Raw genomic sequence first — 21,368 nt, forward strand, 5'->3', positions numbered from 1 at the left:
GACCCGGACGAGCTCAGCGCCCGAATCGACGCCTTCACCCGGCACCTGTCAGCGGATACCCAGGTCGAACGCCTCGGCTATACGTTGGCCTGCGGCCGCGAGCAGGTCGGCAAGGTTTATGCCATGCGCAAGCGCGCCGTGGGCCTGCTGGGTAACGTCCAGGGCGAGAAGCGCCCGATCCCGTTCGTCGAAGACACCGCCGTGCCGCCCGAGCATCTCGCCGACTACATCGCCGAGTTCCGCGCCGCGCTGGATGCGCGGGGCCTCGATTACGGCATGTTCGGCCACGTCGATGCCGGCGTATTGCATGTGCGCCCGGCCATCGACATGAAGGACCCCGAGCAGGAAAGCCTGGTGCGTGAAATCTCCGACGAGGTCGCCGAACTGACCCACAAGTACCACGGCCTGCTATGGGGCGAGCACGGCAAGGGCGTGCGCTCGGAATACGCACCGACGTTCTTCGGCGAGCTCTACCCCACGCTGCAGCGCTTGAAGACGGCCTTCGATCCGCGCAATCAATTGAATCCCGGCAAGATCGCCACGCCGTCGTCTCTTTCCACTCCGCCCGAAGACGTGGAGCCCTCTAACCCGCCCGAGACCGCGGGGCCTTCTATCCCGTCCGAAGCCACGGGTAGAGCACCCACGACCGGTACCACGGCCACTGAAGAAGCGATCAAGCTCGTCGATCCGGGCCTGTTAAGCATCGACGGCGTACCCACGCGCGGCCAGCTCGACCGCCAGATCGACGAGCGTGTCTGGCAGGCGCATGCCAGCGCGGTCTACTGCAATGGCAACGGCGCCTGCTACAACTACGACCCCGATGACGCCATGTGCCCGTCGTGGAAGGCCACGCGGGAACGCATCCATTCGCCCAAGGGGCGCGCCAGCCTGATGCGTGAATGGCTGCGCCTGCAGGGCAACACCGGCATCGACGTGGTCGAGGAATCGCGTAAGAAGAAAGCCGAAGGCGCCTGGGGGTTTATTCGCGACCTGCCGCTGCGCGTGAAGAATTCACTCAGGCAACGGCGTGGCGAAACGGATTTCTCGCACGAGGTCTACGATGCCATGGTCGGCTGCCTGGCCTGCAAGTCCTGTGCCGGGCAGTGCCCGGTCAAGGTCAACGTGCCGGAATTCCGCTCGCAGTTCCTCGAGGTCTATCACGGCCGTTACCAGCGCCCGCTGCGCGATTACTTGATCGGCGGCCTCGAGTTCATGATTCCGCATCTGGCATCGATGGCCCCGCTGTATAACGCCGCGCTGCAAAACCGCCTGGTCGAGCGGCTGATGGCCAGGCACATCGGCATGGTCGACAGCCCGCTGATCTCGCGGGCCAATCTCAAGAAGCAGCTCGCCGCCTGGGGCATCAGCGAAGCCACGCCGACCAGCCTGGGTCTACTCAGCGAGCGGCAAAAGGCGCGCAGCGTGATCGTCGTGCAGGACGCCTTCACCAGCTATTTCGAGTCGAAGCTGGTCATGGATATCGTCGAACTGCTGTCGCGCCTGGATATCCGCGTGTTCGTCGCCCCATTCAGCGCCAACGGCAAGCCGCTCAACGTGCAGGGCTTTCTCGGTGCCTTCGAGCGCACCGCCGAAAAACAGGCCCGGCGCCTGCGCAGCCTGGCCGAGTTCGGCGTGCCGCTGGTCGGCATCGACCCGGCGATGACGCTGACCTATCGCCAGGAATACGCCAAGGCGTTGGGGCCGGGGGCCACGCCGGATGTCCTGCTGTTGCAGGAATGGCTAGTGACGCTGGGCCAGCGGCTGGTACCCAGCGATATCGCCATCGACGACCCGGGTTTCCGGCTGCTCTCGCACTGTACCGAGAAAACCAATGCGCCCGGCTCGCCCAAGGCCTGGCAGCAAGTGTTCGCCGCCTTCGGCCTGGAACTCGAACTCGTCGATACCGGCTGCTGCGGCATGTCCGGCACTTATGGCCACGAAGCGCGCAACGTCGAAACGTCGAAGACCATCTACGGCCTCTCATGGCAGGCGCTGGTCGAAGACGAAACCAATGCCGGGAAGCTGCTGGCCACCGGTTACTCCTGTCGCAGCCAGGCCAAGCGCCTGTCCGACACACCTCTGGCGCATCCGCTGCGAGGTTTGCTCAAGGCTCTACGATACACAACCGAATCCGTTGATCATCAACAATAAACCCATGGAGGCATGACCATGAGCACCCAAACGCTCATTTCCCGCGATGAGATCCGCGATCGCTTTTCCAAGGCACTGTCGGCCATGTATCAGACAGAGGTGCCCCAATACGAGACACTGCTCGAACTGGTCGACCAGGTGAACCGCGAGACACTGGAGCGCGACTCGGCGCTGGTCGAGCGCCTCACCGCTTATGATGAGATGGCGCGGCTTGGAGCCGAGCGTCATGGTGCTATCCGTGTCGGTACGGCCGAGGAGCTGGCTATGCTGCGTCGGCTGTTCGCGGTGATGGGCATGGTTCCAGTGGGTTACTACGATCTCTCCGAGGCGGGTGTGCCGGTACATTCCACGGCCTTTCGTCCCATTGATGACGAGGCCTTGGCCTACAATCCCTTCCGTGTCTTCACCTCGCTGCTGCGCCTCGAACTGATCGAGAGCGAGGCGCTACGCAAGCGGGCTGCGGAGATTCTTGCCAAGCGCAGTATCTTCACCGCCGGCACCCTCGAACTCATTGCACTCAGTGAGGAGCAGGGCGGACTTTCCGACGAACAGGCCGATCACTTCGTGGCCGAGGCGCTGGAGACCTTCCGTTGGCACCAGGATGCCACGGTGGATCTGGATACTTATGAGGCGCTGTATGCCGAGCATCGGTTGATTGCCGATGTGGTCTGCTTCCATGGGCCGCATATCAACCACTTGACGCCGCGTACCTTGGATATCGATGAGGTTCAGCGACGCATGCCGGAGGTGGGCATGAACCCTAAGCAAGTCATCGAGGGGCCGCCCCGCCGCGATTGCCCGATTCTGCTGCGCCAGACGAGCTTCAAGGCGCTGGATGAGCCGATTCGCTTCGCTGGTGCACGCCAGGGCACCCATACTGCCCGTTTCGGTGAGGTCGAACAGCGAGGAGTGGCACTGACCGCTGAAGGCCGCGCGCTTTACGACCGACTGCTTAACGAATCGCGCCGCCGAACTGCCGATTTGGACAATGCAGGACACCAGCGTGTACTGGCCGAGGTTTTCACCAATTTCCCGGATACGGAGGCTGAATTGCGCCGCCAAGGGCTGGCTTTCTTCGAGTATCAGGTAACCGATGCGGGGCGTGCGGCAGGCAAGGTGGATGAGGACGATATCGAGACGCTCATCGAGCGAGGGCTGATCGAAGCCCGGCCAATCACCTATGAGGACTTCCTGCCGGTGAGCGCCGCGGGTATTTTCCAGTCAAACCTCGGCGGTGGCCAGAGTGAAGCCTATTCAGGCAATGCGAACCGTGAAGCCTTTGAGTCAGCTCTAGGTGCTCCGGTCACTGGCGAACTGGCCCTTTACGCTAAGCGGGAAAGGGATTCAGAGGTAGCCGCACTTCAGGACCTGGGCCATCAATATTAGGCATGGTGTTGGAGTCCTAAATGTCTGCATAGCAGCTTAGGTTTGGATGCCGTTACTTGCGATATTGCTATGGGTCATACCGAGGGCCGCAATATCGACTAAGCTGAGGTGAGTGCTTATAAACATTGTAGTAAATATATTTCTACCAAACCATAGCAATCCTGAAGCTTCCATGGTACGCGTAATGAACTGTTACCTGATGAATACGAGAGGCGTTACATCCTGAGCCTGACGAGTGTCTAGAGCACCCGAGGTGATTCATCAATCACGCTGATAGCGTGAGTATTATGTCGAATGGAAGGGCGTTGACAGGCATGAAGAAGCGCCCGCACACTGAAAATTCGCTATCTATTAAAAACAAGAAGGAGGAGGCGGTTATGCTTAAATCACTAAGTGTAAAGCTACTGGCGGGCACTGGGGCGCTGATAATGGCCCTGAGCACGCCAACGAGCTTTGCTCAGGAGCCATACACGGTAGGTGTAGAAGCTTCTTTTCCACCCTGGGCCTACGTAGAGGCGGGCGAATATAAAGGCATCGCGATCGATGCAATGCGCGCGATCGCAGAAGATGCCGGCTTGGAAATCGAATTCAAGGATTTGCCGTTTCCATCTTTGATCCCAGCCTTGTCAGCGGGAAAGATCGATATTCTAGCGACGGGACTGACCGTCACAGAGGAGCGCAGCGAGGTCATCGATTTTACCGTACCTTGGTGGGAAACCAACGATGTTGTTGTGGTCCCCAAGGATTCTGATAAGAATGTATTCACCGCCGTGTGTTGTGGTGCTCGGGTTGGCGTTCAGGGAGGTTCCTCTCAGCAGGCATGGATGGAAGAGAATGTCATTCCCAGCGATATCGACATTGAATTGGCTACCTACGATAGCTATATCATCGCCATCAATGATATGACTACGGGCCGTATCGATTCCGTCATCGTCGATGATACCTCAGCTCAAGAGTATGTTGCTGCTGGCCGCCCAGTCGAGATTGCCGGTAAGATCTTCATTCGGGCACCTCTCGCCCTGGCGGTTTCTAAGGGCGATCCAAAAGGGTTGTTGTCAAGGTTGAACCCGGGCATCGTGCAACTGGCGGACTCGGGAGAGTGGCAAAAGATCGTGCACGAGTATATGCCCGACATTACCGTTCCTCCTGTACCTTCCCACATGCCGGAATTCGTCGATACTTATCAGAAGCCTGTTGCTGGATTGCCTGAGCTAGGCAATTAGATTCCTCCTATATATGAGCGCCTTAATACCATAGAAGATAGTTATTAAGGCGCTTTTCTTTATCTCTAGGAACTGCAGGTATGGGCATTTACGAGGTTCTGGTCAGGGATTTTCCCTTCCTGCTCAAAGGGCTGGGAGTTGCGCTGATACTTCTGGCAGCATTGCTAGTCATTGGTTTTGTGCTTGGCCTGGCCATGTGCCTGATTCAGCTATATGGCCCTCGGACCCGCTTGGTGCAGTGGCCATTAATAGCCTATGAGCGGGTATTCCGCGGTATTCCTATTATCATCATGTTGTTCATCTTCTATTACGGATTGGCTGGGCTGCTGGATATTACATCGTTTGCTGCTGCCATTCTGGCACTGGGATTCCGATCCGCTGCCTATCAGTCGCAGATATTCCGCAGCGCCTTTCAGTCCGTGCCCACTGGGCAGATGACCGCCGCACGAGCAATGGGCATGAGCAAGACCCGCGCCATTCGCTACATACTGTTTCCTCAAGCCATGCGGTATGCCATCGGTCCCTGGACCAATGAGTTCTCCTCGGAAATTAAGGAGACATCACTTGCCTATGTCATCGGTGTCGTCGAGCTGACGCGTCAGGCTCATTACATTATTAGCAGTACGCAAGGCAATGTGCTCATTGTTTTTGCGGTGGTAGCACTGATGTATTTCATCGTCAATAAGTCAGGAAATAGCCTGCTTTATGGGTTGGAAAGGAAACTTGCGGTTCCCGGGTTTGGGAAAAGATAACGACTGGACTCTGTCATGACCGATACTGCTATATTACAAGTGGAAAATATTAGAAAACGCTTCGGCGATGCTGAAGTTCTGAAGGGGATTTCTTTTAGTCTGAATCGCGGAGAAACGAAAGTAGTGGTTGGTCCCTCCGGTTCGGGAAAAAGTACTCTCCTGCGCTGTATCAATCGATTAACCTCGCCTGATAGTGGCAAGGTTCTGCTGGCTGAGGAAGAAGTAAAAGAAGCGAATATCGACAGCATTCGTTCCCGTATGGGATTCGTATTTCAAGATTTTAATCTGTTTGCGCACCTGACGGTGCTGGATAACATTCGCATATGCCAGACGAAAGTGAAGGGTGTCGCTCACGACGAAGCGACTCAGCGAGCCTACCATGAGCTAGAGCGTGTCGGCCTGAGCGATAGAGGGGGTGCCTATCCAGCCGAGCTTTCGGGAGGCCAACAGCAACGTGTCTCCATTGCCCGTGCACTGGCCATGGATCCCGTCGTCATGCTATTCGATGAACCGACCTCCGCCTTGGATCCTGAACTGACAGGGGAGGTGGTCAAGGTCATGCAGCAACTGGCGGAAGAGGGGATGACCATGGTCGTCGTCACGCATGAGATGAGCTTCGCACGCCAGGCAGCCGATGAAGTGATTTTCATGGAGGGCGGCCATATCGTCGAACAGGGAGCACCCGATTTGCTCTTCTCACGGGCCAGCAATGAGCGAACCCGGGCATTCCTTAATGTCATCGCAGAAAATGGATGAGGCCCATGTTGGAGTTCTTTGAATTTGCACTGACTTGGCTTCCCGAGCTGATTATGGCGGTGCCGATCACTTTGTCGCTGTGGCTGATCGCCATCACCCTGGGGTTCTTTTTGGGACTCGCACTGGCCTGGGCGCGTATTTACGGCAATCGGTTCTGGTATGCGCTTAGCACCGCCTATGTGGAGTTGTTTCGCGGCACGCCGATGCTTGTCCAGATGTTCTTCATCTACCTGGGGCTGCCTCATGTCGGGATCGTATTTGATGCGTTTACGTCCGCTGTGCTCGCGATCACGCTCAATAGCGCAGCTTATCAGGCGGAGTATTTCCGCGGGTCGGTATTGTCGGTGCCTCAAGGCCAGATAGTCGCGGCGCGGGCTTGCGGGATGTCGCAGTGGCAAGCAATTCGCTATGTAGTTCTGCCACAAGCACTGCGTCGCGTGATCCCTCAGTGGTCCAACGAGGCGATTATCGAGCTGAAGTTCACCTCTATCGCTTACGCCATTGGCGTGGTGGAGATTACCGCCGTCGCTTACGATATCGGCGCCAGAACGCTTGAATTCTTCCAGATCTTCCTGGTTGCGGGTCTGATCTATCTGGTGCTTACCTCGAGCGTTGCGAGCTTACTTAACTGGGTAGAGCGGAAATACCATGTGCCAGGAGTTACCAGTACCTAGCTGAAGAAGGCCGGTTGACAATGTTCTGGTCAAGCCAGAATGGACAATCCCCAAGCCGCAGCTGCCAGTTAGACCTCCCTCGGCGTTTGTTAGCCCAAGCTCGCGTGGAGCCGGCAGCTGCTGTACCCCCCCGTACCGTTGGCCTGATAAAACTCACTTTTCAGTGAGCCAAAGAGATGCATACTGGCTGCCGCGGCCAGTGTGATGATAACGACTGACGTCATTTCGACGTACCATCTGTCTTTTTTTATCAAATTCTAACTATTTATTTAATAAGGATTTAAGAAAATTTATGATTTTTTAAACGACTAAATGCCGTTTTTTATCAAATACTTTTGTCAATTGACGACCAAAACCGTCATGGGCCCTCGGTACCTGCTGTGTAGAGTGAGATCAAAGATCCACCACAGCCGATACCGGCAAGGGGCCGAGATGAGTGAGACAACACAGCGCTGGGACGCTCAGGAACCCGAAAACGCACGCACGCTACCCTCGCGTTACTTCTATGACGACGCGCTGTTTCAGCAAGAGAAAGAACGCATCTTCATGCCGGCCTGGCATTTCGGTTGCCATGTCAATGAGCTAGCGGAGCCGGGCGCCTACGTGGTGCGCGATATCTTCGATCAGAGCGTGATCCTGATGAGCGATCGTCAGGGTGAGATTCACGCCTTCCATAATGTCTGCCAGCACCGTGGCAATCGCCTATTGAACGAACCCCGTGGCGTGCAGAAGGGGGTGATCCGCTGCGCCTACCATAGCTGGTGCTATGGCCAGGATGGCACGCTACGCAGTGCCCCGCGCAGCGACCGACTGATTGCCTTCGAGAAGTCGGATTACAACATTCCCCAGGTGCGCGTGGAGATATTTGCCAGCTGCGTGTATTTCACCTTCGACGACACGGCAGCTGCTATGCAGGAACTGTTCCCGGGCGCCGAGCAGGCCCTGTACGACGCGGTGCCCGGCCTGGCGGAAATGCAGTTGATCGAAGAGCAGGATGTGGTGATACCCGCCAACTGGAAGGTGATCATGGATAACTCCATCGAGGGTTACCATTTTCGCCTTTCCGGGCCGTGTCATGTCGACCTGGCCTCGCTGATCGACTTCGACGGCTATCGGCTGCGCCATCAGGATAACTGGTGGACCTATGCCGCGCCGGCCAAACAGGATGCCAGCGAGGCCTATGGCGTGCCGCTTTCCCGCGCACCGCATGCCCGGGATCAATTCTTCAATATCGGTATCTGGCCGCACAACACGCTCTATCAATTTCCGTTCTCGGAGTTCCTCGGCACCTTCATGATCATTCCACTGGATGCCGAGCGTACCCTGCTGCGTTTCGGTTATTACAGCGCTCATGACACATTGCCCGAAGTATCCCGGGCGAGCATCGCCTGGATGAACGAGGAGTTGGGGCCCGAGGATATCGAGCTCAATATCACCGTGCAGAAGGGCCTGCACTCCCTGGGCTACGACCAGGGGCGCTACATGATCGACGCTCAGCGCAGCAACGAGAGCGAGCACCTGGTGCATCACTTCCATCGCCTGGTGTATCGCGCGCTACATGGCTCGCCCGAGTCGGGGAGTTGAGCATGGCTAGGGAGTTCGAGGGCAAGCGCGTGCTGGTCACCGGTGGGGCGCGGGGCATCGGTGCAGCCGTGGCGCGGCGCTTTCTCGAAGAGGGCGCCCGGGTGGCGATTGGTGCACGCAGCGAGGCCTCCATCGAGGCATTTCGTCAGATACACCCCGAGTACGAAGTGATCGCGGCGGCCGGCGCGCTGGATTCGCGGGAGCATTGTGCAAGCGTCGTTCAGCAGGCCGTCGATGGGCTGGGCGGTCTCGATGTGCTGATCAACTGCGCCGGCGTCTTCGCCGAGGTGCCTTTCGAACAGGTGACCCAGGCCCACTGGGACGACAACTACAACGTCAATGTCGCGGGCACCTTCTTCTGCCTGCAGGCGGCGCTGCCGCATCTGGAAGCTAGCGGGGGCAATGTGGTCAATTTCGGCTCCGATGCAGGGCTGATCGGTTATGCCCCCAGCAGCGTGTATTCCGGCGCCAAGGCCGCGGTGGTCAACATGACCCGCGCGTTGGCGCTGGAGCTGGCAGGACGGCTGCGTATCAACTGCGTATGCCCGGGCAATGTGGCCACCGATATGATCGAATGCGCCGCCCGACAAAGCGGCGATGCCGACGCTTATCTGGCGTCGGCCCACGCACGTTCGCCGCTCAAGCGCATGGCGCGCCCCGAAGAAGTCGCCGAGGCGGTGCTCTACCTGGCCTCATCGCGCGCCAGTTTCACCCATGGCGCGATTCTCTCGGTGGATGGTGGCGGCGTCTGCGGCTTCTGATGCCGATGCTTCCAATACAACTAAATACGAGGAAACCCAAGATGATCAATGCTTTCTCTGATCGGCTCTGCGGAGCCCGGAAACTGCTAGGTGCTTCGCTGCTGGCCGCCGCCGGTCTGCTGGTGCCATTCTCCTCGGCCTATGCCGATTCCGGTGCTGATGACGTCAAACTCGCCACACCACCGTGGCCGGGGGCCACGGTCAAGACAGAGGTGGCACGACAACTTCTGGATTCGTTGGGCTACCAGGCATCGGTAGAGGAGTTGAGTACGGCAATGATTCTTCAAGGCATGGAGTCGGGCGATATCGACATCACCATGACGCTCTGGCGTCCATCGCAAGGCAGCATGCTCGATCCGCGCCTGGAGACCGGCGAGCTAGTGGAGGTGGTCAAGAATATTCAAGGTGCCCGCTTCCAGCTCGCCGTGCCGGACTACGTCTGGGAGGCCGGCGTTCATTCGCTGGAGGATTTGGCAGCCAACGCCGAGCGTTTCGATAGCACTTTCTACGGCATCGAGGCGGGAAACGTCGGCAACGAGATCATGCAGAAGGCAATCGACGAGAATAGCTATGGCCTGGCGGATTGGCGCGTCAGGGCATCGAGTGTGACCGGCATGCTGTCCCAGGTCGAGGCTCAGGCTGCTACCCAGGAATGGATCGCCTTTCTGGGCTGGGAACCCCACTGGATGAACGTCGCCTACGATCTGCGTTACCTGGAGGATCCCAAGGGAATATGGGGGAAGTCGAGTTCGGTCTCCACGGTAGCGTCGACGGCCTTCCTTGATGAGCATCCCAACCTGGCACGCTTTCTCGAGCAGATGACCGTTCCTATCGAGGTGCAAAACAATTGGGTCACCGAGTTCAGCCTTGAGGAACGCCCGCTGGAAGAGGTCGCCAGTGAATGGATTGCGGCGAATCCCGAAATGGTCGGTGAGTGGCTCGAGGGCGTGACCACCGCCGATGGTGAGCGGTCCGCTCAAGAACTGTTGGTCGCCCGCTAAATGTCGGCCCATGAGCACGAGGTGGCTAGCATGACGAAGACAGCCAGCTACGATTTCATCATCGTTGGCGCGGGGTCGGCGGGCTGTGTGCTGGCCGAGCGATTGAGCGCCGATGGCCAATACCAGGTGCTGCTGCTCGAAGCCGGGCCCGTGGATCGCTCCTGGACCATCGATATGCCAGCGGCGATGGGTGCGGCCATCGATGGCAAGCGCTTCAACTGGCACTACTGGTCGGGGCCTGAACCGTATCTGGACGATCGCCGTGTGGCGACACCGCGCGGGCGCACCCTGGGGGGCTCGTCATCGATCAATGGCATGGTCTATATCCGCGGCCACGCCCAGGACTACGATGACTGGGAGTCGGCAGGCTGCCCGGGCTGGGGGTATCGTCACCTACTGCCGTACTTCCGGCGCGCCGAGTGCCACGCGCTGGGCGGCGATGAGTACCACGGCGCTGATGGGCTCTTGCATGTCAGCGCCGGCGATCCCAGCGATCCGCTGTCCCAAGCCTTCATCGCTGCGGGCGAACAGGCCGGTTATGGGTTGAGCGATGACGTCAACGGCTATCGCCAGGAGGGCTTCGGACGGGTCGATCGCACGACCTTCGAGGGGCGCCGCTGGAGCACCGCGCGGGGCTATCTCGCCGCCGCTCGCCAGCGTGACAACGTCACCGTGGTTACCGATGCGCTGAGCCATCGCGTGCTGTTCGAGGGTCGGCGTGCGGTGGGCATCGAATATGCACATGCCGGCAGCATTCGCCGTGCTACGGCCCGGCGCGAGGTGATCCTCGCGGCCGGGGCGATCAATACACCGCAGCTGTTGATGCTTTCCGGCGTAGGCCCACGGGACACCCTGGCGAGGATGAATATCCCCTGTGTCGCGGAGCTCGACGGGGTCGGCCGACGGCTCAGCGATCATCCCGATACCGTGGTCGCCTATCGTTGCCGCCAGCCGGTGTCCATCGCGCCCTGGACGCGGCTCCCGGGCAAGTTATGGGTTGGACTGCGTTGGTTCCTGAGTCGCCAGGGAATCGCCGGCAGCAACCAGTTCGAGGCCGGGGCCTTCATCCGTTCGCGTGCGGGGGTAAAAAACCCCGACCTGCAACTGACCTTCATGCCGCTGGCGGTGGAGCCCGGCTCGACGCGGACGCTGCGCGATCATGCGTTCCAGATTCATATCGATCTGATGCGGCCCACCAGCCTGGGGCGGGTCGATCTGCGTAGCCCCGAGCCGAGTGAGGCGCCGTCGATTGTCTTCAATTATCTGGCCACCGAGCGCGACCGTGAGGATATGCGAAATGCGGTGAAGCTGGTGCGTGAGTTGGCCGAGCAGCCCGCGTTCGTCGCGTTGCGTGGCGAGGAGATCTCACCCGGCGCGGCTGTCACCGATGATGAGGCACTCGATGCCTGGGCCAGGCGCACCACCGAGACCGGCTATCACGCCGCGGGTACTTGCAAGATGGGCCCCGCCGAAGATCCGCAAGCGGTGGTCGACCCCGAGCTGCGCGTGCATGGCCTGGAGGGCTTGCGCGTGGTCGATGCGTCGATCATGCCGCGCATTGTCAGCGGTAACACCAACGCTCCAACCATCATGATCGCCGAGAAGGCCAGCGATATGCTGCTCGGCCAGGCGCCACTGCCGCCTAGCGATGCCCCGGCCTGGTATCACCCGCGCTGGCAGGAGGAGCAGCGCTGAATGGATAGGCTACGCACCGGAGGATTGCCATGAGCATACCGCAAGGCACGCTGGAGGTGGTGGTGAGCGATCATCGTTGCCTCGCCCCGGGCATTCACCAGCTCGAGTTGGCACCGGCCGCGGCAGGCCCACTGCCGCCGGCGCCGTCCGGGGCACATCTCGATATCGTATTACCCGATAGCCAGGTGCGCCAATACTCGCTGCTGGATGACGCCGCGACGGGACGTTATCGCATCGGGGTACTAAGAGAGCGCGAATCGCGCGGTGGATCGGCATTCCTGGCCGAGCGAGCGCGGCCCGGAACACGCCTGAGGGTATCGCCGCCACACAGTCATTTCCGCCTGGACGAGTCGGCGCGCCACTCCGTGCTGATCGCCGGCGGCATCGGCGTGACGCCGCTGGTGGCGATGGCCAGGCGTCTGGCCGGGCTACCGGGCGCGGTCGAAATGCACTATCTGGTCAGGTATCGCGAGCAGGCGGCCTTTCTCGATGAGCTGCGCAGCGTGCTGCCCGAAGGGACGCTGCATTTGCATGTATCGTCGCAAGCGGGGCGTGTCGACCTTGGCGCGCTGATGGGGCAGGCCCATCCCGATAAGCGCGTTTATGCCTGCGGGCCCAATGCGCTATTGAATGCCGTCGAGCAAATAGCGCAAGGCTGGCCGCCGGGTGCCTTGCGGCTGGAGCGCTTTCGCAACGAGAAGGCCTGGGCGCCGATGGCGGGCAATGCGTGCCGGGTCGAACTGCAGCGTAGCGGCCACCACTTTACCCTGCAGGCCGGGGAAAGCCTGCTCGAAGCCCTCGAGCGAGAGGGCTTCTCGCCGCCGAGTCTATGCCAGGAGGGGGTCTGCGGTACCTGTGCGATTCCAGTTATTGCGGGCGAAATCGAGCATCGCGATGCCCTGCAATCCGCCGACGAAAAGGCCACCAACGACATTATCTATGCCTGCGTATCGCGCCCCACGGGGAGCACGCTGGTGCTGGATCTTTAAAGGAGCATGCTATGACACTGACACATGCGGATTGGCAGCATCGCGCGGCCGCGTTGACCCTCGATGGTCATGCCTATATCGCTGGGCAGCGTTGCGCGCCACGCGAGAACGGCTGGCTCGACTCGATCAATCCGATGAATGGCAGCGTGCTTGCGCATATCGCCGCCTGTGATTCGAGGGATGTGGATACTGCCGTGGCCGCGGCGCGCCAGGCTTTCGAGCAGGGCGATTGGGCGCAGGCCGGTCCTGGCGAGCGCCGCCGGGTGCTGTTGGCGGTGGCGCGGGAGATCCGTGACCATGCAGCAGAGCTGGCGCTGCTCGATAGCCTGGAAGTGGGCAAGTGCATCAATGAAGCACTCGACGATGCCGAGGAGGCGGCGGTGCTGTTCGACTGGTTCGGCGAGGTGCAGGATAAATGCTTCGACGAGGTGGCGCCGAGCCCGGCCAACACCCAGGCCAGCGTGGTTCACGAGGCGCTAGGCGTGGTGGCCGCCGTGGTGCCCTGGAATTACCCACTGCACAATGCCGCGGTCAAGGTGGCACCGGCGCTGGCTGCCGGCAACAGCGTGGTGCTGAAACCTGCCGAGGAGTCGGCGCTGTCGGCGCTGCGCCTGGCCGAGTTGTGCACCCGCGCCGGGCTGCCGCATGGCGTGCTCAATATCGTTCCGGGCCACGGCCATGTGGCGGGTGAAGCGCTGGGCCGTCATCCGGATGTGGATGCGTTGGGCTTTACCGGCTCCAGCGAGATTGGCAAGCGCTTTCTGGTCTATTCCGGCGAATCGAACATGAAGCCGATCTGGCTGGAGTGCGGCGGCAAGAGCCCGCTGCTGATTTTCGACGACTGCCCGGATATCGAGGCGGCGGCGGATGCGGCCATTGCGGGAATCTTCACCAACGCCGGCCAGGTCTGTTCCGCGCATTCGCGGCTGCTGCTACAGAGCGGAATTGCCGATGCCTTCCTCGATGCGTTGCGCAGGCGGGTGGCCGAGATTCGCCCCGGCGATCCGCTCGATCCGGCCACCACCCTGGGGCCGATCGTTAGTCGTGCCCAGTTCGACAAGGTGTGCAGCTATCTGGCTATCGGACGCGAGGAAGCGGCGCTCGTCTGCGGAGGTGAGCCGATCCGCGGGCTTGGAAGCGAGTTGTTCGTCGCGCCGACGATCTTCGCCGACGTCGAGCGACACCACCGTATTTTTCAGGAAGAGGTCTTCGGCCCGGTGCTCAGCGTATCGCGCTTCGAGAGCGACGAGCAGGCCATTACCCTGGCCAATGCCAGCCGTTATGGGCTGGCGGCATCGCTGTGGACAGCCAATCTATCGCGCGCGCACCGCATGAGCGACGCCCTGCAGGCCGGTACCGTATCGGTCAATACCGTGGATGCGGTGAGTCCACAGACCCCCTTCGGGGGCATGAAGGAATCGGGCATCGGCCGTGATTATGCCCTGCATGGCATGCGCAAATACATGGCGCCGAAGACGCGTTGGATCTGCTACTAAAGAAGGGGATGCACAGTGAGCGATGACACTTCGGTAACCGAGCTTCGTGCGCAGCTGGCCTGCGCCTTTCGCTGGGCGGCCAGGCTCGACATGCACGAAGCGACCGCCAATCATTTCAGCGTGGCGACCCAGGCGGGTGGTGAGCGCTTTCTGATCAACCCCGAAGGGCGACATTTCGCCGAAATATGCGCCAGCGACCTGATCGAGGTCGATGCCAGCGCGCCCTCGCGGCCTGCCGGAATCGATGCCACCGCCTGGGCCATCCATGGCGCGATGCACCGGCAGGGACATGATGTGGGCTGCATTCTGCATACCCACGCGCCCTATTCCACGGCACTGGCGTGTCTGGAAAAACCCGAGCTGCCGCCCGTCGAGCAGAACGCCATGCGCTTCTTCGAGCGGGTGATCGTCGATCATGGCTTCGATGGCATGGGGCTGGGTGACGAGGCCGAACGTCTCGGCGGGTTGGCGGGGCGCGCGCCGATACTGCTGCTGGGCAATCACGGCGTGGTAGCCACGGGCCCCGATGTCGCGCAGGCCTTCGATAATCTCTATTACTTCGAGCGTGCTTGTCGGACTTATCTCATTGCGCGGGCCAGCGGTCTGCCAGTGCGCCCGGTTAGCGATGATGTCGCGCGAAAAACGGCGTTACAATGGGACGACTATGCCGTGCAGGGCGCAGCGGCACAGCACTTCGCCGCCCTGATGCGACTTCTCGAACGTGAAGGATCCAATTATCGCGACTAGCAAGTATCGCACACCGGCACAGCGGATCGGTCTGCTGTTGATGCCTCAGTACTCCTTCTACGGGCTGGGCGCCATCCTCGATCCGTTGTTCATCCTCAACTGGCTGGCGCAGGAAGAACGCTTCGCCTGGCGGCTGCTGAGTGTCGATGGTCGGGCGGTTCCTGCTTCCAATGGCTTGCCGCTGGCGACCGAAGACGCTCTGCCATCACCCGGCGAGCTGGATAGCGTCTTCGTGCTGGCGAGCTTCGAGACCAAGACCTATACCGGCGACAAACGCGCCAAGCTCTGGCTGCGTCATTGCGCGGCCGCGGGTGTCGAGCTGGGTGGTATCGAGATGGGCACCGAAGTGCTCGCCGCGGCGGGCCTATTGAACGGCCATCGTGTCTCGGTGCATTGGGATAATCTGGCCGGCTTCCAGGAGCTCTATCCCGAGACTCAGGCCGTCGACGACCTGTATTCACTGGCGCCGGAGCGATTGTCCTGTGCCGGAGGGACGGCGGTGCTCGACATGATGCTGGAATGGCTCAAGCCGCAGGTCGAGCCGGCCTACATGGCGGAATTGCGCAACCATCTGCTCGAGCGTCGCCAGCGTCCGGGCGATGCTGTGCAGCTCTCGACGGCCCCGGAGCATCAGCTGGAGACCTCGGCGCAGGTACGCAAAACCATTCGTGTGATGCGTCAGACACTCGAGAACCCGCTGTCGGCGCCAGAGTTGGCGACACGGGTCGCGCTCTCGACTCGTCAGCTCGAACGTCGCTTCAAGGCCGAGCTGGGCGTAACGCCGTCTCGCTACTACCTTTGGTTGCGTATCAACCTCGCCCATCGCCTGTTGCAGCAGACCGAGCTGAGCGTTGCCGAAGTGGCGGCCTGCTCAGGCTTCGGCTCGCTGGAACACTTCTCGCGGGTCTACCGCCGCTTCTTCGACTGCGCACCGAGCGCCGATCGCCTGCAATCGCGCGACGCCCCCGTCCTACCGGTACGCTATCTGCCCTATCGGGGTTGAAAGTGACGCTACGCTCGGTGGTGGGTGTGGTGTTTCATGCGTCGTGGACGCGCTCGTCCTCGCTATGGATAGCGGTATGCAACCGGCCATCCCGGTCGCGCCAGGCGCGATACATGCCGGGTGTGTTGAAGCTGAGCTGTGTCTCACCGTCAGGAGCGATGGCAATCACGCCGCCTTGGCCACCCAAGGTTTTCAATTCACCGTGCACGACTTGCTGGCAGGCTTCGTGGAGATTGACCCCGAGGTAACGACAGCGTGCGGCGATGTCGTGCGCCACGGCGGCGCGAATGAAGTATTCGCCGTGTCCCGTGGCCGAAATGGCGGCGCTACGATCGTCGGCCCAGGTACCGGCGCCGATCAGTGGTGTGTCGCCCACGCGGCCATAGCGCTTGTTGGTGATGCCGCCCGTTGAGGTGGCGGCGGCGACATGTCCGTCACGATCCAGTGCCACCGCGCCAACGGTACCGAATTTTTTCTCGGTGTGGCCGGGTTCGAGATTCACTGGACCACCTTGCTGTTTTTGTTCCTGCCATTGTCGGCGACGAAGTGGGGTGTCGAACCAGTCGTTACTAACCAGAGGCAGCTGCTGATCGGCGAGGAAACGGTCGGCCCCCTGGCTAATCAGCATCGCATGCTCGCTCTTTTCCATGACCGCTCTCGCGCCGCGAATGGGATTACGGATGTAGCGCGCACCGGCGATAGCCCCTACATTGCAGTTCGTGCCGTCCATGATGGCAGCGTCCAGCTCATGATCGCCATCGTGGGTAAACACGGCCCCTTTGCCAGCATTGAACCAGGGGCATTCTTCCAGCTCGATCACGCAGGCTTCGACCGCATCGAGGCTGCTCCCGCCTTCCTCGAGAATCCGATGGCCAGCGGTGATGGCGCGTAACAGGGCCTCATGCACATCATTTTCGTCGCTTTCGCTTAGCAGACCGGGCGTCAGAACGCCCGCGCCGCCATGAATCGCCAGGGCGATAGGAGAGGTCATGCTCGCGTTACTCCATGATCGAGAATTTGATTGAGGAACTGTTGGGTACGTGGTGACGAAGGCGCATGGAAGAAGCGCTCGGGTGGCGCCTGCTCGACGATCTCGCCGTGATCCATGAATATCACGCGGTCGGCGACCTTGCGGGCGAAACCCATTTCGTGGGTGACGCAAAGCATGGTCATGCCATCCCGGGCGAGATCGACCATGACGTCGAGCACCTCGGAAATCATTTCGGGGTCGAGCGCCGAAGTCGGCTCGTCGAAGAGCATGATGCGTGGCTGCATGCACAGTGCCCGTGCGATAGCGATGCGCTGTTGCTGCCCACCGGAGAGCTGGCCGGGGTATTTGTTGGCGTGCTCGCGCATCTGGACCTTATCGAGTAGTGCCAGGGCGCGTTCGATGGCTTCTTCCTGTGGCACGCCCAGATTGGCGGTCTGCGGAAGTGTGCAGTTCTTGAGTACGGTCAGATGAGGGAACAGATTGAAATGCTGGAAACACATTCCCACGCTGCGGCGAATGCGCTCCAGGCGCTTGACGTTATCGTCGAGAATTTCGCCGAGCACTTCGACCGTGCCGCGCTGATGCCGCTCCAATTGATTGATGCAACGAATCAGGGTCGACTTGCCCGAGCCCGAGGGACCGCAAATGACGATGCGTTCTCCGGCGGCGACCGTCTGTGAAACATCCTTCAGCGCATGAAAATCACCGTACCACTTGTCGAGGTGCTCAATGCGCACGACGCAATCGGGCGCGGTGTCTTGTTGAGGTAATGCACTCATGAGCGGCTCCTTTCCAGTTGTTTTTCGAGGTGCCGAGCGTAGCGCGACAGAGCGAAGCAGATGACGAAGAAGAACATGGCCAGGAACAGGTAGACTTCATGTTCCAGTCCCAACCATTCCGGTGCCGCCGTCGTGCTCATGGCGATGCCGACGATGTCCAGCACGCCAACGATCATGACCAGCGTGGTCTCCTTGAATAAGCCGATAAACTGGGTGAGCAGGGGGGGAATGGTATTGCGCAGCACCTGGGGCAGAATAATCATTCCCATGGTCTTCCAGTACGAAAACCCGAGCGCCTTGGCCGCCTCGTACTGCCCCTTGGGAATGCCCTGCAAGCCACCACGAATGGTTTCGGCCATATAGGCGGCAGTGAACAGGATCAGCACGGCCAGCACACGCAGGAGGATGTCGATAAAGACGCCCGGTGGCAGGAACAGCTGGACCATCAGCGAGGCCATGAACAGCAGGGTGATGACCGGTACCGAACGAATCAACTCGATATACAGCACGCATAGCATCTTGATGATCGGTTTGCTGGAGCGCCGGCCAAGGGCCAATAGGATGCCCAACGGCAGAGCGAAGACCATGCCGACCACGCCGAGGAACACGGTAACGAGTATACCGGCGAATTTCGTCGACGAGACCTCGGGTAGGCCGGCGCCACCCTTGAGTAGCCACCACATCACGAAGGGCAGCGCCGCCAGGTAGGCCAATATCCAGCGTCGATCGAGGCGCTTGGCATACAGTAGTGGGAAGAGACCGGCGGCCAATGCGAAGGCAACGTTCACTCGCCACTCTTGCGTATCGGGGTAGAATCCATAGACGAACATTTCGATGCGCTGACTAATCGGTAGCCAGCAGGCGCCACCGCCGGTGCAGTCGGCCTGGCTTTCGCCGATGAACGTGGCGGAGAAAATCAGCCAGTCCAGCGCCGTTGGCACGAACCATAGCAGGAATGCCAGCGTGATCAACGACAGCACGGTATGGCCGGGGCTGGGAAATAGATGGCGCCTCGCCCACTGCCAGGCATTAGGCAGCGGCGAAGCTACTGTCTGGCTGATAGGCTCGGCGTGAGAAGGTGGTGTCGTCATGAATGCCTCTCCTCAGTGCGTGCGTAAGCCGACACGATAGTTGTAGATATTCATCAGCAGCGAGGTCAGCAGGCTGAAGGCGCAGTACGTCGCCATGACCAGCAGGATGCATTCAATGGCCTGGCCGGTCTGGTTGAGCGTGGTGCCGCCGGTGGAAGAGACCAGTTCCATATAGCCCACCACGACGCCTAGCGAGGAGTTCTTGATGATATTGAGATAGACGCTGGTGACCTGAGGAATCATCGGATAGATCGCTTGCGGCACTATTAGCTTCAGCATGGCTGGCGTCTCACGAAAGCCCACCGCACGACCGGCTTCGTACTGGCCGCGTGGCACGGACTGAATCGCACCACGCACGATCTCAGCAATATAGCTTGAGCTGTATACGGATAAAGCGAGCCATAGGGCAAGCAACTCAGGGGTCAATGTCACTCCACCGCTGAAACCGAAGCCTTTCGCTTCTGGCATGCTCCATTGCCACTGTGCGCCGCTCACCAGATAGACCGCCAAAGGCAGCAATACGGCGCCGGCCACTATCGCCGGCCAACGGGATGGACCAAAGCCCTTCCAGGGTAGGCGGGTGTGATACCAGCCCATGGCGATATAACCCAGGCTGGCGCCAAGCATGGCACACAGTAATCCCCAGCCAATTAGAGCCCCATCGGTAGCCCAGGGGAGAACCAACCCTCGGTTGCTGAGAAAGGCGATATCGAAAATTGAAATGGCCTGACGCACGGTGGGTAGCGCCAGCGCAAGGCTATACCACCAGATCAAGTGCACCACCAAGGGTACATTGCGCAGAAACTCGACGACGAGATAGCTCAGGCGACCAATCAGCCAATTCTGCGAGACACGGCAGACACCCAGTACCACACCCAGCAGCGTAGCTAGCGCAATACTCAGCACCGAAACCAACAGGGTATTGACCAACCCCACCAGGTAAGCGAGGAAGTAGGTGTCGTCAGGACTATAGTCGATCAAGCGAAAGCTGATGGCATAGCCGGCTCGCTCGTTCAGGAAGCCGAAGCCGGAAGCGATGCCCAAGGCATCCAAATTGGCGCTGACATTGCTCACCAGCATGTAGAACACGGCGGCGACAGCAGCGAGCACGAGCCCTTGTTGCAGCACGCTGAGCACGCGTGCGTTGTGCAAGCGTTGGATTGACATGGCGCGGTTCCGGAAGTGCCGCCCGATGTCGAGCGGCTTAGGATTTAACGAATCGGTGCGGGGTAGAGCAGGCCGCCATCGCTCCACAGACGGTTCAGGCCGCGCTCGAATTTCAATGGCGTGTCCGGCCCTACGTTGCGGTTGAATATTTCCGCGTAGTTGCCGACCTGCTTGATCGCTTGATAGGCCCAGTCATTGCTCAAGCCGAAGCGCTCGCCGATACGCCCATCGGTTCCCAGCAGGCGGGCGATCTTGGGATTTTTCGAGGTGTCGCGTAGCTCGTCGATGTTCTCGGAGGTCACGCCCAGCTCTTCGGCATTCATCAAGGCGAAGGCCGTCCAGGTGACGATGTCTCGCCACTCGGCATTGCCCTGCGGGACATAGGCGCCCAGCGGTTCCTTGGAGATGACATCGGGGAGCATGATGTAGTCATCGGGATTGGCGAACAGAGTACGGCGAGCGGCGAGTCCGGATACGTCATTGGTGATCGCATCGCAACGCCCTTGCTGGAAAGCATTGTAAAGTTCGGTACTTTTCTCGATGACTATCGTGCGATAGCTCAGTCCCCGACGACCGAAATGGTCTTCTAGATTTCGCTCGGACGTCGTTCCTGGCGAGAGACAGAACAACGCGCCATCCAGGTCCTCCAGTTTTTCCACGCCATAATCGGCATGGGTCATGAAACCTTGGCCGTCGTAGAACCAGGGTGTCGTGAAGTCTACGCCCAGGTTGGCATCGCGTGAGGCCGTCCATGTCGTGGAGCGTGACAGCACATCGATTCCGCCAGACGCCAGTGCGGTGAGTCGATTCTTGGCGGTGGTCACCACGTACTCCACCTTATCGGCATCGTCAAGCACGGCGGCGGCGACGGCGCGGCACAGGTCGACATCCATGCCGGTCCATTGGCCGTCATTCGTCAGGAAAGAAAACCCGGCCTTGTCGCTGCTGATGCCGCAACGCAGTGTGTCGCGAGCTTGCACATCTTCCAGGATGCCCGCTTGAGCGCTTCCCAAATAACCTGCACCCATCAACAACACGGATGCTTGTGCCAGCCGCGCAAGAGAACTCGTTTTTTGCATAATTCTACCCCTTTCCGTTGTTGTCATTTTTTCAATGGATCAA

General features: G+C 60.0%; 19 protein-coding genes. 14 read left to right on the forward strand and 5 right to left on the reverse strand.

The window, feature by feature from the left end; translation table 11 throughout:
• From BLR92_RS15175 to BLR92_RS15240, 14 genes are all read left to right on the forward strand, one after another.
• The coding region (locus BLR92_RS15175) for an FAD-linked oxidase C-terminal domain-containing protein (protein WP_281242937.1) at window positions 1-2,151 on the forward strand (2,151 nt) is incomplete at its 5' end.
• 18 nt (window positions 2,152-2,169) lie between these two features.
• Entirely contained in the window at window positions 2,170-3,537 is a 1,368-nt protein-coding gene (hglS, locus tag BLR92_RS15180; protein ID WP_089730111.1) for a 2-oxoadipate dioxygenase/decarboxylase HglS, read from the forward strand.
• Between the two features lie 314 nt (window positions 3,538-3,851).
• A complete protein-coding gene (locus BLR92_RS15185) occupies window positions 3,852-4,760 on the forward strand; it encodes an ABC transporter substrate-binding protein (protein ID WP_175488833.1) in 909 nt (302 codons plus the stop codon).
• An 80-nt stretch (window positions 4,761-4,840) separates the two neighbouring features.
• On the forward strand, window positions 4,841-5,512 hold the full coding sequence (locus BLR92_RS15190) for an amino acid ABC transporter permease (protein WP_089730115.1): 672 nt from the start codon (window positions 4,841-4,843) through the stop codon (window positions 5,510-5,512).
• Between the two features lie 15 nt (window positions 5,513-5,527).
• The gene (locus tag BLR92_RS15195) at window positions 5,528-6,268 is read left to right on the forward strand and encodes an amino acid ABC transporter ATP-binding protein (RefSeq protein ID WP_089730117.1); all 741 of its coding nucleotides are present in this window, start codon (window positions 5,528-5,530) and stop codon (window positions 6,266-6,268) included.
• 5 nt (window positions 6,269-6,273) lie between these two features.
• Entirely contained in the window at window positions 6,274-6,942 is a 669-nt protein-coding gene (locus tag BLR92_RS15200) for an amino acid ABC transporter permease (RefSeq protein WP_089730119.1), read from the forward strand.
• Between the two features lie 432 nt (window positions 6,943-7,374).
• Window positions 7,375-8,526 (forward strand): aromatic ring-hydroxylating oxygenase subunit alpha, encoded by a 1,152-nt coding sequence (locus BLR92_RS15205; protein ID WP_089730121.1) that lies wholly within the window; start codon window positions 7,375-7,377, stop codon window positions 8,524-8,526.
• 2 nt (window positions 8,527-8,528) lie between these two features.
• Complete coding sequence (locus BLR92_RS15210) at window positions 8,529-9,287, forward strand: SDR family NAD(P)-dependent oxidoreductase (protein ID WP_089730123.1); 759 nt, start codon at window positions 8,529-8,531, stop codon at window positions 9,285-9,287.
• 41 nt (window positions 9,288-9,328) lie between these two features.
• Window positions 9,329-10,288, forward strand: a complete 960-nt coding sequence (locus BLR92_RS15215; protein WP_089730125.1) for an ABC transporter substrate-binding protein — start codon at window positions 9,329-9,331, stop codon at window positions 10,286-10,288.
• 30 nt (window positions 10,289-10,318) lie between these two features.
• On the forward strand, window positions 10,319-11,983 hold the full coding sequence (locus BLR92_RS15220) for a choline dehydrogenase (protein WP_089730280.1): 1,665 nt from the start codon (window positions 10,319-10,321) through the stop codon (window positions 11,981-11,983).
• Window positions 11,984-12,012: 29 nt separating this feature from the next.
• A complete protein-coding gene (locus tag BLR92_RS15225) occupies window positions 12,013-12,972 on the forward strand; it encodes a PDR/VanB family oxidoreductase (RefSeq protein WP_089730126.1) in 960 nt (319 codons plus the stop codon).
• 11 nt (window positions 12,973-12,983) lie between these two features.
• Window positions 12,984-14,468, forward strand: coding sequence for an aldehyde dehydrogenase (locus tag BLR92_RS15230; RefSeq protein ID WP_089730128.1), 1,485 nt, complete (start codon window positions 12,984-12,986; stop codon window positions 14,466-14,468).
• 15 nt (window positions 14,469-14,483) lie between these two features.
• Entirely contained in the window at window positions 14,484-15,215 is a 732-nt protein-coding gene (locus BLR92_RS15235) for a class II aldolase/adducin family protein (protein ID WP_089730130.1), read from the forward strand.
• Window positions 15,190-16,218 (forward strand): GlxA family transcriptional regulator, encoded by a 1,029-nt coding sequence (locus BLR92_RS15240; RefSeq protein ID WP_245704234.1) that lies wholly within the window; start codon window positions 15,190-15,192, stop codon window positions 16,216-16,218. The genes BLR92_RS15235 and BLR92_RS15240 overlap by 26 nt, the downstream gene beginning before the upstream one ends.
• Window positions 16,219-16,252: 34 nt before the next feature.
• Here BLR92_RS15240 and BLR92_RS15245 read toward each other — a convergent pair whose 3' ends face one another.
• Genes BLR92_RS15245 through BLR92_RS15265 form a run of 5 tightly spaced genes read right to left on the reverse strand, consistent with a single transcriptional unit; the run spans window position 16,253 to window position 21,325 of the window.
• A complete protein-coding gene (locus BLR92_RS15245; RefSeq protein WP_089730134.1) occupies window positions 16,253-17,209 on the reverse strand; it encodes an isoaspartyl peptidase/L-asparaginase family protein in 957 nt (318 codons plus the stop codon).
• The gene (locus BLR92_RS15250; RefSeq protein ID WP_089730136.1) at window positions 17,206-17,988 is read right to left on the reverse strand and encodes an amino acid ABC transporter ATP-binding protein; all 783 of its coding nucleotides are present in this window, start codon (window positions 17,986-17,988) and stop codon (window positions 17,206-17,208) included. Before BLR92_RS15250 ends, BLR92_RS15245 begins: the two co-directional genes overlap by 4 nt.
• Window positions 17,985-19,079 (reverse strand): amino acid ABC transporter permease, encoded by a 1,095-nt coding sequence (locus tag BLR92_RS15255; RefSeq protein WP_089730138.1) that lies wholly within the window; start codon window positions 19,077-19,079, stop codon window positions 17,985-17,987. Before BLR92_RS15255 ends, BLR92_RS15250 begins: the two co-directional genes overlap by 4 nt.
• Window positions 19,080-19,091: 12 nt before the next feature.
• Complete coding sequence (locus tag BLR92_RS15260) at window positions 19,092-20,246, reverse strand: amino acid ABC transporter permease (protein WP_089730140.1); 1,155 nt, start codon at window positions 20,244-20,246, stop codon at window positions 19,092-19,094.
• Window positions 20,247-20,290: 44 nt separating this feature from the next.
• Entirely contained in the window at window positions 20,291-21,325 is a 1,035-nt protein-coding gene (locus tag BLR92_RS15265) for an amino acid ABC transporter substrate-binding protein (RefSeq protein ID WP_089730143.1), read from the reverse strand.
• Window positions 21,326-21,368 lie beyond the last annotated feature (43 nt).

Source organism: Modicisalibacter muralis (genome assembly GCF_900102945.1).
Lineage (GTDB): Bacteria > Pseudomonadota > Gammaproteobacteria > Pseudomonadales > Halomonadaceae > Modicisalibacter > Modicisalibacter muralis.

What these genes read in the sequence shown, in the direction of transcription:
- BLR92_RS15190 (WP_089730115.1), top strand. Translation starts at nt 4,841, where the DNA reads ATGGGCATTTACGAGGTTCTGGTCAGGGATTTTCCCTTCCTGCTCAAA.
- BLR92_RS15265 (WP_089730143.1), bottom strand. Translation starts at nt 21,325, where the DNA reads ATGCAAAAAACGAGTTCTCTTGCGCGGCTGGCACAAGCATCCGTGTTG.
- BLR92_RS15200 (WP_089730119.1), top strand. Translation starts at nt 6,274, where the DNA reads ATGTTGGAGTTCTTTGAATTTGCACTGACTTGGCTTCCCGAGCTGATT.
- BLR92_RS15230 (WP_089730128.1), top strand. Translation starts at nt 12,984, where the DNA reads ATGACACTGACACATGCGGATTGGCAGCATCGCGCGGCCGCGTTGACC.
- BLR92_RS15220 (WP_089730280.1), top strand. Translation starts at nt 10,319, where the DNA reads ATGACGAAGACAGCCAGCTACGATTTCATCATCGTTGGCGCGGGGTCG.
- BLR92_RS15255 (WP_089730138.1), bottom strand. Translation starts at nt 19,079, where the DNA reads ATGACGACACCACCTTCTCACGCCGAGCCTATCAGCCAGACAGTAGCT.
- BLR92_RS15195 (WP_089730117.1), top strand. Translation starts at nt 5,528, where the DNA reads ATGACCGATACTGCTATATTACAAGTGGAAAATATTAGAAAACGCTTC.
- BLR92_RS15225 (WP_089730126.1), top strand. Translation starts at nt 12,013, where the DNA reads ATGAGCATACCGCAAGGCACGCTGGAGGTGGTGGTGAGCGATCATCGT.
- BLR92_RS15185 (WP_175488833.1), top strand. Translation starts at nt 3,852, where the DNA reads ATGAAGAAGCGCCCGCACACTGAAAATTCGCTATCTATTAAAAACAAG.
- BLR92_RS15260 (WP_089730140.1), bottom strand. Translation starts at nt 20,246, where the DNA reads ATGTCAATCCAACGCTTGCACAACGCACGCGTGCTCAGCGTGCTGCAA.
- BLR92_RS15245 (WP_089730134.1), bottom strand. Translation starts at nt 17,209, where the DNA reads ATGACCTCTCCTATCGCCCTGGCGATTCATGGCGGCGCGGGCGTTCTG.
- BLR92_RS15210 (WP_089730123.1), top strand. Translation starts at nt 8,529, where the DNA reads ATGGCTAGGGAGTTCGAGGGCAAGCGCGTGCTGGTCACCGGTGGGGCG.
- BLR92_RS15205 (WP_089730121.1), top strand. Translation starts at nt 7,375, where the DNA reads ATGAGTGAGACAACACAGCGCTGGGACGCTCAGGAACCCGAAAACGCA.
- BLR92_RS15250 (WP_089730136.1), bottom strand. Translation starts at nt 17,988, where the DNA reads ATGAGTGCATTACCTCAACAAGACACCGCGCCCGATTGCGTCGTGCGC.
- hglS (WP_089730111.1), top strand. Translation starts at nt 2,170, where the DNA reads ATGAGCACCCAAACGCTCATTTCCCGCGATGAGATCCGCGATCGCTTT.
- BLR92_RS15215 (WP_089730125.1), top strand. Translation starts at nt 9,329, where the DNA reads ATGATCAATGCTTTCTCTGATCGGCTCTGCGGAGCCCGGAAACTGCTA.